This window comes from Rhodococcus sp. Z6_132, assembly GCF_058133635.1.
In genome coordinates this window covers 69,871-83,735 of record NZ_JBYUNP010000002.1, presented here as the reverse complement: position 1 = coordinate 83,735, position 13,865 = coordinate 69,871, and the positions used below count along the sequence as shown (strand labels likewise).

Sequence of the window (13,865 nt, the reverse complement as noted above, 5' to 3'; positions counted from 1 at the left end):
GGCCCCAGCGCTTGTGGCGCAAGGCGATCGGGCATCATGGCCCGCCATGGGCGCATGGGGAACGGAAATCTTCTCGGACGACACCGCAGCGGACGTGCGCGGTGACTACCGCGAGCTCCTGGAGGACGAGGTTCCCGACGAGGAGGCCACCCGCCGGGTCGTCGCCGAGTACCAGTACCTCGACCAGGACCAGGCGCACGTGCTGTGGCTGGCGCTGGCGGCCGCGCAGCACCAGGTCGGGCGCCTGGACGAGGAGGTGCAGCGCCGCGCCCTCGACGTCATCGACTCGGGCGAGGGGCTCCAGCTGTGGGAGGAGGCGGGCTCGACGGAGCTGGCAGGGCGCAAGTCCGCGCTGGCGACGCTGCGGGAGCAGCTGACCGGCCCCCAGCCAGCCCGCAAGACGCTCCGGCGCCCGTAGCGCGGTCGCCTCAGCTGGCGCGGGTGGACATGGCGGTGAGCAGCTGGTCGTAGTGGCCGTCCCGGGTGGCGAAGCGCAGCGGCTTCACCCGGTCCACCAGGATCTCCTTGGCGTCGGGCTGCTCCTGCAGCAGCCGCATGGTCTCGCTGAGGAAGTCCTCCAGCGGCATCGCCCGCTCGCTGTCCTGCTGGCCGTTCAGCGTGGTGCGCACCGCCGGGGGCACCAGCTCGATCACCTGGATGGAGGTGTCGGCCAGCTGCACGCGCAGGCTCTCGGTGTAGGAGTGCATCGCGGCCTTGGTCGCGTCGTAGGTGGGCGTGGCCGGCAGCGGGACGAAGGCGAGGCCGGAGGACACCGTGATGATCGCGGCCTGCTCCTGACGCGCCAGGAACGGGATCAGCGGAGTGAGCGTGCGGATGGGCCCCAGCAGGTTGGTGGCCACGGTGGCCTCGGCGATAGCCAGGTGACCGGGGTCCAGCAGGTTCTCCGGCTGCATGATGCCGGCCATGGTGATCACCACGTTGAGGTCCGGGTGCTCCCTGGTCACCGAGTCGACGACGCTGCGGATGGACTCCGGGTCCTGCACGTCCAGCACAACGGTCTCGATGCCGTCGTGCCGCGCAGCAAGCTGGTCCAGCAGGTGCTGGCGGCGGCCGCTGATGATCACCCGGTTGCCACGATCGCGCAGCCGCAGGGCAAGCCCCAGGCCGATCCCCGAGGTGCCGCCGGTCATGAAGATGGTGTTGCCGTGCAGGTTCACGATTCAGCCCTCCCTGGCCGTGGACGGGTGCGGCACCCGCCGGTCCCAGTCTGGCCCGCAGCCCCCTGACCTGCTGAGAGAGCGCGTCTACTCTGGAGAACCACCGTCGTGAGGAGCTGCGCCATGAAGCTGCGGAACCTGCCCACCCGACTCGCCACCGGCGGTTTCATCCTCCACTCGGGCCTGGAGAAGTGGAACCTCCCGCCCGAGGGGGCCGCGGGCTACCACGGGATGGCCGTGGGGGCGTTTCCCTTCCTCTCCAAGGTGGAGGCACCGGCGTTCGTCCGCGCGCTGGCCTGCGCCGAGGTGGCGGTGGGTGGGCTGCTGCTCGCCCCGTTCGTGCCCGCCGCGGTGGCCGGCGCGGCGCTCACCGGGTTCTCCGCCGGGCTGGTGACGATGTACCTGCGCACCCCCGCGCTGCGCCAGGAGGACAGCATCTGGCCCAGCCAGGACGGGATCGCGGTGGCCAAGGACGTCTGGATGCTGGGCATCGGGCTGGGCCTGCTGCTCGACGCCGCACCGGGCACGCAGCACGGGCACGCGCACGCGCACCGGGCGCTCGCTGCGCACCCGCACGAGCACCACGGGCACAACCACTGCTCGCACGCCGGGCTGGCGCACGCCCGGTAGCCCGACCACTCCCACCCCCGTGGCCAGTGCGTTCCCTGGCGGCTGCGCGCTGTCATAATTCGCGCACAGCAGAGCGCTGCACCCGTGCAGCGTCGCCACCAGAGAAGGAGCCGTGCGTGGCCCAGCCCTCTCGCGTCGACGGACCTGAGCTGGAGCGGATCACCATCGGCCTGGTGAACGCGGTCGCCTACTCCTCCAGCAGCCGCTTCCACGCCCGGCTCTTCAGCAGCGCCACCAGCCTGGTGCTGCCCAGCGCCGACATCCGCTTCCTGGAGCACCTGCGCGGCCGCGGACAGGTGGCCACCAGCAGCATCGCCACCGCGATCGGCATCGACATCTCCCAGGCCAGCCGGCAGGCCAGCCGGCTGGAGGCCCTCGGCCACGTGGTGCGCACCGCCGACCCGGCCGACCGCCGACGCACGCTGGTGGCGCTGTCCGCGGAGACCTCCGCTGTCCTCGACCGCTGGCTGCTGACCTGGGCGGCCGACTACGCCCGCCCGGTGGCGGACTGGCCCGAGGCGGACCGCACCGACCTGGCGGCGTGGTTCAGCCTGGTGCACCACTGCCTGGCCCGGTCGCTGCCCCAGGTCGCCAGCTCCAACGCCGCTGAGCACTGGCGCTCGCTCATCTCCGCCGATGCCTACCCACCGGCCACTCGGGAGCTGCTCGCCGCCACCGTCGGCCTGGTCTCCTGGGTGGCGCAGTCCGGCGGCTACAGCGAACTGCTCGCCACCCTGGACGCCCCGATCACCCAGCACGACTACCTGACCATGCGGCTGATCTCCCGGTTCGGGCCGCTCTCCCTCATCGACGTGGCCGAGCGCATGGCCATCGACCCCTCGCAGGCCAGCCGCCGCGCGCGTCGGCTCACCGAGCTGGGCCTGGTCACCCGCGCGGTGAACGCCCGCGACCGGCGCAGCAACCTGGTGCAGGTCTCCGCCGCCGGCGCCGACCTGGAGCGGCGGGTGCGCAGCCGCCAGCTCAGCCTGTTCCGGTGGGTGCTGGAGCCGGTGTCGGACACCCAGCGCACCCGCCTCACCCCGCTCACCAGCCGGTACGTGACGCGCCTGCTCACCGAGACGCCCGCCCTGCCCGAGGCTGCCCTGGACGGCGCCGCGGTCTGAGCGCCGCTACCAGGAGACGGGCAGCACCGAGATCGGCTGGCTCAGGTGGTCGTAGTTGATCGTCGGGCTGCCCGCCAGCCGCAGCTGCGGCAGCCGCTTGAACAGCTCGGCGATGGCCACCTGCATCTCCATCCGGGCCAGCGGGGCGCCCAGGCAGTGGTGCAGCCCGTAGCTGAGCGTCAGGTGCGGGTTGTGCTCCCGGGTGATGTCGAAGGTGCTCGGGTCGGGTAGCGCGATCCCGTCGTGGGCGGTGGCTGCGGGGTCCACCAGCACGGCCTCGCCCTGGGCCACCAGCTGGCCGTCGATCTCCACGTCCTCGGTGGCCACCAGCGGCACCAGCCCACCCCCGCCAGGCACGTCCAGGCCCATCTCGAAGCGGCCGCGGCGCAGGATCTCCTCCACCGCGGTGGGCGCCAGCCCGTCCACGTCGGTCATCAGCAGCTCGCGGGCACCGGCGTGGTTGAGCAGGGACAGCACGCCCAGGCAGATGAAGTTGGCGGTGTTGTCGAAGCCGGCGATGATCAGCAGCAGCGCGATGGAGAGGATCTCCTGGTCGGACAGGGAGTCGTCGGTGTCGGTGGCGTGCGCCAGCACGCTGAGCAGGTCCTCCGCCGGGTCGCTGCGGCGGGTGTCGATGAGCGCCGCCATGTACCCGCCGAGCTCGATCATGTTGGTCATCACCTCCTCCTCGGTCATGCCGGCCACCGCGAGCATCGACGAGCTCCACCGCTCGAACTTCACCCGGTCGGCCATCGGCACGCCGAGCAGGTTGCTCAGCATCTGCATGGGCAGCGGCACCGCGTAGTCGTGCACCAGGTTGGCGCTGGTTCCCGCAGCCACCATCGTGTCGATCAGCTCGTTGGCGTAGACCACGGCCGCGTCGCGCATGGCCTGCACGGCGCGCGGCGAGGTGGCCTGCTGCACCAGGCGGCGCAGCTTGGTGTGCTCCGGCGGGTCCTCGAACTGCAGGGTCGCCTTGAGGAAGTCGGGGAACTCCACGAAGTAGGGCACCACCCGCTCGCCGGTGCGGAACGGCTCCCGGACGAAGCGCCGGTCGCGCAGCATGCTCCGCGCGGCCGCGGTGCGGTGGATGACCCAGGCCTCGCCGCCGAAGGGCATGGTCACCTTGGTCATCGGCCGGTCGGCGGCGATCTGGCGGTAGCGCTCGGCGGCCTCGCTGGCCGCGACCGGCGCGAACGGGTAATCGAGGGGCACGCTGGGTGCAGCTGAGGTGCTCACGGGAGTCTCCTGGTTGCTCATGCGGCCGGCTCCGGCACCGGCACGGTCTGCACGAGGGAGCCCTCGGGCAGGGTCATCACCTGGTCGACGTTGGCGGCGACGCTCTCGATCGACAGCTCGGGGTCGTGGAAGCCCGCGGAGTTCACGATCGCCATCCGGTTGACGAACCCGCCCGCGACGTTGAACACCTCGCCGGTGACCGCGCAGCTGGGGTGCACCAGGTAGGCCCCCACCGGGGCGACCAGGCTGGGCAGCAGGGCGGTGCGCATGTACTCCACCACCTCCGGTGCCAGCGAGTCGTTGGACGCCTCGGACAGCCGCGTGCCGCCGGCGCCGGGGGCCACCGCGTTGACCTTGATGCCGGCGGCGGCCCCCTCTACCGCGAGGTTGCGGGTGAGCCCGAGCACCGCACCCTTGGAGCTGCCGTAGTGCACCATCTGCGGGTTGCCCAGCATGGCGGCGGAGATGGAGTTCACGACGCGTCCGGTGCCGCTGGCGCGAAGGTGCGGCCAGGCGTGCCTGGCCAGCCACACCGAGCCGAAGAAGTGCACGTCCAGGTGGCGCTGGTACTCCTCGCGGGTGAGCGCCTCGAAGGACGCCAGGTGCAGCACGCCCGCGTTGTTGATGACGCTGTCCACGCCACCGAAGGCATCGGCGACGGCGTCCACGATGCGGGCGGCGCCCTGCTCGTCGGCGACATCCTCGCGCAGGGCGATGGCGGTGCCGCCGGCGCGGGTGATCTCCTCGACCACCGCAGCGGCTGGGTCGTCACCGTCCACTCCGGACCCGTCCACGGTGGCACCCAGGTCGACCACGGCCACCTGGGCACCGCGGGAGGCGAGCAGCAGGGCGTACTCCCGGCCGATGCCACGTCCCGCCCCGGTGACGATGACGCTGCGTCCGGTGAAAGTCAGGGTGTCCACGACTAGCTCCTCTCGGGTCACGGACGGCTGGTGCCGGCGCGATAGGTGGTCTCGGCGGTCCAGATCGAGCCCTGGCCCTCGGCGCGGGACTTGTCCCGGTCGAAGACCTCCATGCCCGCGCAGACGTAGAGGGTGCTGCGGTCGGCGCCGCCGAGGACGCAGGCCACTCCCATGGCCTCCTCCATCGGCAGCGCGACGACGTCGGTCATCTCCCCGCCCTCCACGAACCGGGCGACCACCCCGGATCCGGGCATGCCGGTCCAGACCCCGCCCTGGGCGTCCAGGCAGATGCCGTCGGGCAGCCACGGGGTCGGGGCGAACACGCGTCGGTTGCTCAGCGTGCCGTCGACGGCGCGGTCCAGCACCGTGAGGCAGTTGGCCAGCACCTCGGCCACGATCACCCGGGTGCCGTCGGCGGTGATGGTGATCCCGTTGCCGGATGCGAGCTCACCGAGCTCGGACAGCGCCCGCACCGACCCGTCCGGCTCGACGACCAGCAGGGCGCTGTTGCGGGCGTCCTCGCCGTGCAGCATGTCGAAGCCCAGCTGGGTGACGTAGGCACGGCCGTCGGCGTCGACGACCATGTCGTTGACCGGGCCGACCGCGACCTCGCGGAGGTCGGCGTAGAGGTCCACCGACTGGCCGTCCCAGACCAGCACCACCCGCTCGTACATCGAGGTGACGACCAGGCGCCCGTCGGGCAGCCAGCCCATGCCGCCGAGGACGACTTCCTCGTCCACGGGTCCGGCGCCGGGCTGGGCACCGAGCGCCTTGCGGTCGCTGACGTCGAGTACCACCTCGAAGCCGCCGTCGCCGCCCTGCCGGAGCACCTGGTGGTTGTACATGTCGCCGAACCAGAAGGTGTCGTCGTGCCAGCGCGGGATCTCCGTCCAGGAGTAGCCGGAGGCCACCTTCTGCGCCGGCACCTCCCGTGCCTGCGCGACTGCGTCAGCGAGCTCCATGGTTCTCCTTCGTGGGGTCAGGTCGGGTTGTGACGGACGTTACATCTTGCGTGCGTTTGGTCAAGTAATTGCGGCGGAAGTGGGAGCAGCCGACTCCTCCTTCAGCACCCGGCGCAGCAGCTTGCCCATGTCGTTGCGGGGCAGGCCGGCCAGGAAGTGGATGCGGGCGGGCACGCGGCTGGAGCGCAGGTGCTCGGCCACCCAGCGCTGCGCCTGTTCGGCGTCGAGGGCCGCGCCCGCCCGCAGCACCACCGCTGCCACCGGGACCTCGCCCCACTGCTCGTCCGGGACGCCGTAGACGGCGACCTCCCCGACCGCGGGGTGGCGAGCCAGCACGTCCTCGATCTCCCCGGGTGAGAGGTTCTCCCCACCACGGACGATCACGTCGTCCAGGCGGCCCGCCACGAAGACGTAGCCCTGGTCGTCGATCCAGCCGCCGTCGCGGGTGGGGAACCAGCCCGCGTCGTCGGTGACCGAGGCAGCGGAGTACTCGCCGGAGACCTGCTCGCCCCGCACCCACAGCTCCCCCGCGGCGGTGGCGGCCACGGGGGCCCCGTGCGGGTCGCGCACCACGATCTCCACGCCGGGCAGCGGACGCCCCACCGACTCCAGCCGCCGCCGCACCGCGGGGTCCGCCGAGGCCAGCGCGGCGCGGTGGTCGTCCGGTCCCAGCACCGCCACCGAGGAAGTGGTCTCGGTGAGCCCGTAGGCGTTGACGAAGCTGACGTCGGGCAGCAGGCGCAGCGCCCGCTCGATCACCGGGCGCGGCATCCGGCCACCGCCGTAGGAGAGGTGGCGCAGCGCGGGCAGGCCGGAGCCGCGCGCCTCGAGCACCTCGACGATTCGGGCGAGCATGGTGGGCACGACCATGGCGTGCGTGACGTCCTGGGCCAGGGCCAGGTCCACCCAGGCGGCAGCCTCGAAGTTGGGCAGCTGGACGATGCGGCGTCCACAGTAGACACCGGTGAGCAGCCCGGCCACGCCCGCCACGTGGTACGGCGGCACGCTGACCAGCGCGGCCTCCTCGGGCCCGGCGGAGAGCAGCTCGGTGGTGTTGAGCACGTAGGAGACCAGGTGGCGATGGCGCAGCACAGCCACCTTGGGCTTGCCGGTGGTGCCGCTGGTGTGCAGCAGCACCGCTGCCCGCTCCGGGTCCTGGTCGGCCTCGCCGGCCCACTCCGCGGCTCCGCCGGCACCTTGCAGGAAGGCCGCGGAACCGACGACGGCCACGTCGTCCGGCAGCGCGGGGTGTGCACCGGGCTCGTCGTGCAGCAGCGTGCTCGGTGCCTGGTCGGCCACCAGCGCGGCGAAGGGCTCCGCGGCGAGCCGGTAGCTGACCGGGGCGAAGCTGCGCCCGGCCAGCGCAGCGCCGAACAGCGCCACCGGGAAGGCCGGGGTGGCGGTGCCGGCGAACAGCAGCGGGCGGTGGGGCTGGTCGGCGAGCAGGGTGGCCGCTCCCCCGGCCAGCGTCCGCAGCTGGTGCAGGCTCAGGCCTGTGTCGCGGTCCCCGATGGCCACGCGGTCGGGGTCCACCCCGGCCACCATGTCCAGCAGCGTCAGCAGGTTCACGTGGGTCGCCGACCCGTCAGTCCGAGGAGGGCAGCGGCTTGGCCGCCTGCTCCGACAGCGGTTCCCCGTCCACCGACAGCGGGCCCGCGCCGGCCACCGTGCACAGCAGCTCCACCGAGCCTGCCTCGTCGCGGTAGCGCTTGCCCACCACCAGCGCCTCGCCGCCCTCGGTGGCGCTGGTGCCGCTGGCACCGTCGGTGGTCATCGGGGCGCCGGCGCAGGCGAGCTCGACGTCACCGCCGGGTGCCCTGATCACGATCAGCTGGGCGGACGAGACCGCCGACACCAGCTTCAGTCCGGGCTTGAGCTGCATGGGAGTTCCTCCAGAGGTGAGCGGGGCAGTGGGTGGGGGCGCAGTCGGTGCTGGGCGCGGGCTCAGCCGTAGGGGGACGCGCCGAGGTCCGGCACGGTGGGGCTGAAGAGCACCGCGTGCGGGTCGGTCGCGCCGGCACGGGGCAGGCGCACCGTGGCCCTGGCGGTCGCGGTCTCCTGCTCGTCCTGGTTGACCACCGCGACGCGGACGTCCACGCGTCCCTCGCCGTCGTGGTCGTAGGTGCGCAGCACCTGGCCCACCACGGTGTTGGTGTCGCCGATGAGGTTGGGGCGGCGCAGCTGCGCGCTCATGCTCAGCAGGTCGCCGGCGTCGCCCATCCAGTCCGCCACGATCTGGGCCAGCCAGGTGATCCGCTGCGGGCCGTAGTCGAAGGACGTGGACTGGGCGCGGCTGCGGCGGGCGTACTCCGGGTCGGCGCGACCGCCGGCGCCCATGTCGATGGTGCCCTCGTCCACCGCCCGGGAGCGGCTCATGGTCAGCGTGCCCAGGCTGAACAGATACAGCTCGGTGGTGGTGTAGGTGCCCTTGGGCAGTGCGGGCAGCTCGTCGCCGACAGCGACGTCCTCCCAGCACAGCGGCTGCGCGCCGCGACGGGTGCGCTGCCACACCAGCGGGTCCGGGGCCACCTGGGGTGCATCGGTGGTGCGGGCGGACTCCACGCCCTGTCCGGGGTTGGCGAAGCGGAGCATGTGGTTGGTCATGGACGCGACCAGCTCGGCGCGGTGGTTGTAGTAGTCGGTGCGGCCGGTGCACACCAGCGCCTCGCCCAGCTGGCGGCTGGCGGTGCGGCGCACGCCCACCGGGGTCTGGATGCTGCGCACCCGGTCGCCCAGCCACACCGGCCGGTGCCAGGTGACGTCCGCACCGAGGTAGAGGATGCTCAGGTCGTTCATGGACACCTCCTCCTGCGGGAGGTGGCCCCAGATGGAGGCGTTGGCGCCGAAGTCGATGGAGAACAGGAACGACGGCGAGGCCACCAGGCTGTGGTGGCGGGCGTCGCGGGCGTACTCGGCGTCGCGGTGCAGCGGGTTGTAGTCGCCGGACCCCTCGCTGTGGCGGGCCAGCCACTCGGTGGTCACCTCCCGCCAGGCCTTCAGCGGCAGCGGCTGGTGCAGCCCCTCGGTGTAGCGCTGCTCGAACTCCTCGAGCGTGGTGATGCGGGTCATCGTGCGGCGCTCCTCTCCTCTGGTGGTCAGGATCCGTGCGGGGCGGTGCCGATGACGCCGAGCTCGGCCAGCCGGGCCAGCTCGGTCGGCCCGAGTCCCAGCTCGCCCGTGAGGATCTCCTCGTTGTGCTCACCCAGCAGCGGGGGCCGCCGGGTGAGCCAGCTGGGCTGGTCGGCGCGCCGGAAGGGCAGCGTGGGCAGCGGGACCACGCCGGCGTGCGGCACCTCGGTCAGCTCGAAGGAGCCGCGGGCGGCCAGGTGTGGGTGCGTGTGCACGAACCGCAGGTCGCGCAGCACGGCCGCCGGCACCCCCCGGGCCAGCAGCCGCTCCACCAGCTCGGCGGCGTCGCGGTCGGCGACCCAGCCGGCCACCAGCTTCTCCAGCTCCTCGGCGCGGGCCTGGCGCCCGGCCCGGGTGCCCAGCTGTGGGTCCTCGGCCAGCGCGGTCAGCCCGGTGACCTCCAGCAGGGCGTGCCACTGGACGTCGGAGCTCACCGTCACGCCCACCCAGCGCTGCTCGCCACGGGCGGCGAAGAGGCCCTGCAGGTCGACGTCGTCGGCGCGGTTGCCCCGGCGCTCGAGCAGCTCCTGGTGCGCCGACCAGCGGATCACCTGCTCGGCGCTCATGGTCAGCGCCCCCTCGGCGAGCGCGGACTCCACCAGCACGCCCTCCCCCGTGGCGCGGGAGCGGCGCAGCGCCGCGGCCAGGGCGAAGAAGCAGCTGGCCCCGCCCATCGGATCGGCCGGACCCTGCGGGTTGGTGGGGTCGCCGCCGGGGTAGCCGGTGCGCCAGCACAACCCGGAGAACTGCTCCACCGTCTGGGCGTAGCCCACCATGTCGCGGCGCGGCCCGGAGAGGCCGAAGGCCGGCATCCGCAGCATCACCAGCCGGGGGTTCAGCGCGTGCACGGCCTCCCAGTCCAGGCCCACCGACTCCAGCACCCGCGGGGCGTAGTTCTCGATGAGCACGTCGGCCTCGCGGATCAGCCGCGCCAGCAGCTCGCGACCCTCGGCGTGGGAGAAGTCGATGCTGACGTTGCGCTTGTCGAAGTTCACGCCGAGGTAGAAGTTGCCGCACTCCCACCAGTGGTCCTGGCTCTGCGGCACCCCGCCGAGGGTGCGGGAGCCGTCGATGCGGCGGGTGCTCTCCACCTTGACCACGTCGGCGCCGAACGCGCCCAGGGTGGACCCGACGTAGGCACCCACCCACCAGGTGCCCAGGTCGAGCACCCGCAGCCCGGCGAACGGCGCTCCGCTGCCCATGGCCACCGGGGCCGGCCCCGCCGCTGGGGCCGGGTCGGTGCTGCGGGCGGGACGCTGCCCGCCGAAGAGCATGGGCGGTTGCGGCACCAGGAACGTCTGCCCGGGCAGCGGCGCGTAGAAGCCGCGCTGCACCACCTGCTCGTCGGCCAGCACGGTCTGTCCGTTGTGGACGGGAGCGCAGGGGATGCGGAACTGCCCCGCCAGCGCCACGATCTCGGCCACCGTGTGCTGCACCGTCCACGCGCGCACCGCGGCGGTCCACTCGTCGTAGCGCAGGTAGCGGCCGATGAAGGTGCTCATCTGCTCGTCGGCCAGCCACTCCGGCCGCTCGATGAGCACGAGGAAGTCCTGGTGGTTCTGCGCCGACGCCAGGTTGAAGCCCACCCAGCCGTCCGCGGCGGGCTCCACGCTGGGCGAGAGCCGGACGCGGTGGGTGAAGGGCTCCTGCGGCGTCTTCACCACGGCGGCGGCGATGTCCTGGAAGAGGTTCATCGCGTAGGAGGTGACCTCGAGCAGGCAGACGTCGATCAGCCGGCCCTGCGGCCCACCCTGCAGCGCTGCGGTGGCGGCACCGGCGGCCATCGCCCCGGCCACCCACAGCGGCTCGGAGCTGCCGGTCATGATCGGGTGCGAGGCCATCGAGCCCCGCATGCTCATCGAGCCGGAGTCCACCTGCAGGGTGAACTCGCTCCACGGACGCCCGGTGCCCGACCACGGCCCGTCCAGTCCCCACGGGGTGATGACCACGACCACCGCGTCACCGAACCGGCTGAGCAGCTCCCCGACCGGGGCGTCGGGCAGCTCCAGCACGACGACGTCGACGCCGCGGGCGGCGGCGAGCGCGGGCAGCTCGGCGAGCTCGGCCGTGGCCGTGTCCTTGCCGTGGTGCAGGAAGAGGTCCATCTCGGCGCCCTTGCCCAGCGACGCCGCACCGCCCACCCGGGTGACTGACGCGCCGACGTCACGCAGCAGCCGGCCGGCGTAGGCCCCGGCGATGGAGTCCGACCACTCCAGCACCCGGAGACCAGCCAGCGGCGCGACCAGCGGGGGCACGGCCGGCGCGCTCACTGCGCCACCGCCACGAGGTCGCCCAGCTCGGCCAGCCGCTGTGGACCGCCGCCGAGGGCGAGCGCGCCCTGCCGCAGCGCCAGGTAGTGCACGTGCAGCGGGTATCCGAGGTCGACGCTGGTGCCGCCGTGCAGGTGCATGGTCGCCTCCCCCACCCGCGGCGGCGCCTCGGTGGCCCAGCACGCGGCGACGGCCAGCGCCTCGGTCACCTCCTGCTCGTCGGCGTGCTGCTGGTCCAGCAGCCACACCGCGCGCCAGGCGGTGAGCCGCACGGCGGTCGCGTCCAGGTAGGCGTCGGCCACCCGGTGGGCCACCGCCTGGAAGCTGCCCAGCGCCCGCCCGAACTGGGTGCGCTCGGTGACGTGGCTGGCAGTGAGCGCCAGCGCGGCCTCGCAGCTGCCCAGCAGGCTGATGCAGGCGGCGGCCACGGCGCGCTCGCGCACCCAGCGCACCCCGTCCGCGTGGGCCCCCGGTGCCACCAGCACGTCGTCGGCGGGCACCCGCCAGCCCTCCACCTGCAGGTGCCAGCGCGGCCGTCGGTCGATGGAGGACTGGGGCTGCCGGCGCACCGCGGCAGCGGCGGGGTCGAGCAGGAACAGCCCCCGGCCCCCGTCGTCGTCCACCGCCTCCACCAGCACCCGCTCGGCGACGTCGGCCAGCGGCACGTGCCCCACCCCGCCGTCCAGCCGCCAGCCGTCGCCGTCGCGGTGGACCCGCAGGCTGGGCACGTGGCCGGGCTCGGTGCGCAGCGCCGAGGACAGCACCAGCGTGCCCGCGCAGAACGGGGCGAGCAGCCGCTGCTGGGCGGGAGTGCCCAGCCGGGCCAGCGCGCCCGCCGCGTGCACCACCGACTCCAGCAGGAACAGCCGGGCGCCGGCGCGAGCGGCCTGCTCCACCACCAGGCAGAGCTCCACGAAGCCGGCGCCGCTGCCGCCGTGCTCCTCGCCGACGGCGATGCCCAGCAGCCCGGCGTCAGCCAGGTCCTGCCAGAGTGCCTGGTCGAGCCAGTCCTCGGGGGCCACCAGCACGGTCGGCGGGGCTGAGCGACGCTTGCTGATGATCTGCTCGGCGAGGTCGCGCACGTCGCGCTCCTGCTCGTTGAGGACGTAGTCCACTCCGGTCTCCGGTCTCTGGTTCGGGTTTGGCTGCACAGCTCTCGGGGCTGGTCAGCGCTTGCTGCGGGGCAGGCCCAGGCCCATCTGGGCGACGATGTCGCGCTGGATCTCGTTGACCCCGCCGATGAAGGTCATGACGTTGGAGTGGCTGGCTGCCTTGGCCAGCACGCCACCGGCGACGTGTCCGGGCGAGTCGGCGTCCAGGCCCACGTCCAGCCCCACCACCTCGTTGAGCAGCAGGCGCGAGCGACCGAACAGCTCGGAGCCGAACACCTTGGCCGCCGAGGCGTCGGCCGCCTTCAGCTGGCCGGCGTCCACCTCGGTGGCCAGCTTGGCGTTGAGCAGCCGGAGGAACTCCACGTCGGCGCGCACGCGGGCCAGGTGCGTGCGCACCCAGGGCTGGTCGATGACGGCGGTGCCGTCGCTGCGGTGGGCGTGCTGGGCCCACGCGGTGACCTGCGCCAGCGCCCGCTCGACCGGCGCCGAGGAGACCAGCGCGACCCGCTCGGAGTTGAGCTGGCCGGTGATCACCCGCCAGCCGTTGTTCTCCCCGCCGATGCAGGCCTCCAGCGGCACCCGCACGTCGTCGAAGCCGACCGCGGCCACGGAGTGCCCACCGAGGGTGTCCAACCGGGTGGAGGAGATGCCCTGGGCGTGCCGCGGCACCAGCAGCACGGAGACGCCGGCATGCTTGGCGGCGCCGGTGTCGGTGCGCACGGCCAGCCAGATGTAGTCGGCGGCCTCCATCATCCCGGTCCACAGCTTCTGCCCGTTGATGACGTAGGAGTCGCCGTCGCGCACCGCCCGGGTCTGCAGGGCCGCGAGGTCGGTGCCGGCGCCGGGCTCGGAGTAGCCGATGGCGAAGTGCAGCTCGCCGCGGAGGATGGCCGGCAGCAGGGTCTCACGCTGCTCGGCGGTGCCGTAGGCGGCGATCGCGGGTCCCACGCTGTTGATGGTGAGCAGCGGGGTAGGCACGTCGGCCAGCGCCGCCTCGTCGCTGAAGATCGCCTGCTCCACCATGGACAGCCCCTGCCCGCCGATGTCGCGCGGCCACCCGATGCCCAGCCAGCCGTCTGCTCCGAGGCGACGGATGACGGCGCGGTAGGCCTCGGTGGTGCCGGGTGCGTAGTGGCTCTCCCGCAGGTCGTGCCGGATCTGCGGGGTCATCACCTCGGCGAAGTAGTCGCGCAGCTCGGCGCGCAGCTGCGCCTGCTCGGTCGTCTCCGCGAGGTGCATGGGTTTCCTCCTGAGCAGGAACTTCGTTGATGAGGTGGCACGTGACACCGGTCACCTGA

13 protein-coding genes are annotated in these 13,865 nt (G+C 73.0%); 3 read left to right on the top strand and 10 right to left on the bottom strand.

The genetic code is table 11. The features are described 5' to 3' along the window. The first annotated feature begins 46 nt into the window (after positions 1–46). Entirely contained in the window at positions 47–418 is a 372-nt protein-coding gene (locus AC3YO9_RS07010; RefSeq protein ID WP_489982649.1) for a DUF4259 domain-containing protein, read from the top strand. Between the two features lie 10 nt (positions 419–428). Here AC3YO9_RS07010 and AC3YO9_RS07005 read toward each other — a convergent pair whose 3' ends face one another. Continuing rightward, the gene (locus AC3YO9_RS07005; protein WP_489982648.1) at positions 429–1,178 is read right to left on the bottom strand and encodes an SDR family oxidoreductase; all 750 of its coding nucleotides are present in this window, start codon (positions 1,176–1,178) and stop codon (positions 429–431) included. A gap of 123 nt (positions 1,179–1,301) precedes the next feature. Here AC3YO9_RS07005 and AC3YO9_RS07000 point away from each other — a divergent pair, with 123 nt between their 5' ends. After that, on the top strand, positions 1,302–1,808 hold the full coding sequence (locus tag AC3YO9_RS07000) for a hypothetical protein (RefSeq protein WP_489982647.1): 507 nt from the start codon (positions 1,302–1,304) through the stop codon (positions 1,806–1,808). 116 nt (positions 1,809–1,924) lie between these two features. Continuing rightward, on the top strand, positions 1,925–2,932 hold the full coding sequence (locus AC3YO9_RS06995; protein ID WP_489982646.1) for a MarR family winged helix-turn-helix transcriptional regulator: 1,008 nt from the start codon (positions 1,925–1,927) through the stop codon (positions 2,930–2,932). A 6-nt stretch (positions 2,933–2,938) separates the two neighbouring features. Here the strand turns inward: AC3YO9_RS06995 and AC3YO9_RS06990 are convergent, their stop codons facing one another. From AC3YO9_RS06990 to AC3YO9_RS06950, 9 genes are all read right to left on the bottom strand, one after another. Then, complete coding sequence (locus AC3YO9_RS06990; protein ID WP_489982645.1) at positions 2,939–4,171, bottom strand: cytochrome P450; 1,233 nt, start codon at positions 4,169–4,171, stop codon at positions 2,939–2,941. A 17-nt stretch (positions 4,172–4,188) separates the two neighbouring features. Further along, positions 4,189–5,094, bottom strand: coding sequence for an SDR family NAD(P)-dependent oxidoreductase (locus AC3YO9_RS06985; RefSeq protein WP_489982644.1), 906 nt, complete (start codon positions 5,092–5,094; stop codon positions 4,189–4,191). Positions 5,095–5,111: 17 nt separating this feature from the next. Further along, positions 5,112–6,056, bottom strand: coding sequence for an SMP-30/gluconolactonase/LRE family protein (locus AC3YO9_RS06980; RefSeq protein WP_489982643.1), 945 nt, complete (start codon positions 6,054–6,056; stop codon positions 5,112–5,114). Positions 6,057–6,116: 60 nt separating this feature from the next. After that, on the bottom strand, positions 6,117–7,625 hold the full coding sequence (locus AC3YO9_RS06975; RefSeq protein ID WP_489982642.1) for a class I adenylate-forming enzyme family protein: 1,509 nt from the start codon (positions 7,623–7,625) through the stop codon (positions 6,117–6,119). A 16-nt stretch (positions 7,626–7,641) separates the two neighbouring features. Then, entirely contained in the window at positions 7,642–7,938 is a 297-nt protein-coding gene (locus AC3YO9_RS06970; protein WP_489982641.1) for a hypothetical protein, read from the bottom strand. 62 nt (positions 7,939–8,000) lie between these two features. Beyond that, positions 8,001–9,125, bottom strand: a complete 1,125-nt coding sequence (locus tag AC3YO9_RS06965; RefSeq protein WP_489982640.1) for a MaoC family dehydratase — start codon at positions 9,123–9,125, stop codon at positions 8,001–8,003. A gap of 26 nt (positions 9,126–9,151) precedes the next feature. Continuing rightward, entirely contained in the window at positions 9,152–11,455 is a 2,304-nt protein-coding gene (locus AC3YO9_RS06960) for a CaiB/BaiF CoA-transferase family protein (RefSeq protein WP_489982639.1), read from the bottom strand. Further along, a complete protein-coding gene (locus AC3YO9_RS06955) occupies positions 11,452–12,570 on the bottom strand; it encodes an acyl-CoA dehydrogenase family protein (protein WP_489982638.1) in 1,119 nt (372 codons plus the stop codon). Before AC3YO9_RS06955 ends, AC3YO9_RS06960 begins: the two co-directional genes overlap by 4 nt. 51 nt (positions 12,571–12,621) lie before the next feature. After that, positions 12,622–13,806, bottom strand: a complete 1,185-nt coding sequence (locus AC3YO9_RS06950; RefSeq protein ID WP_489982637.1) for an acyl-CoA dehydrogenase family protein — start codon at positions 13,804–13,806, stop codon at positions 12,622–12,624. Positions 13,807–13,865 lie beyond the last annotated feature (59 nt).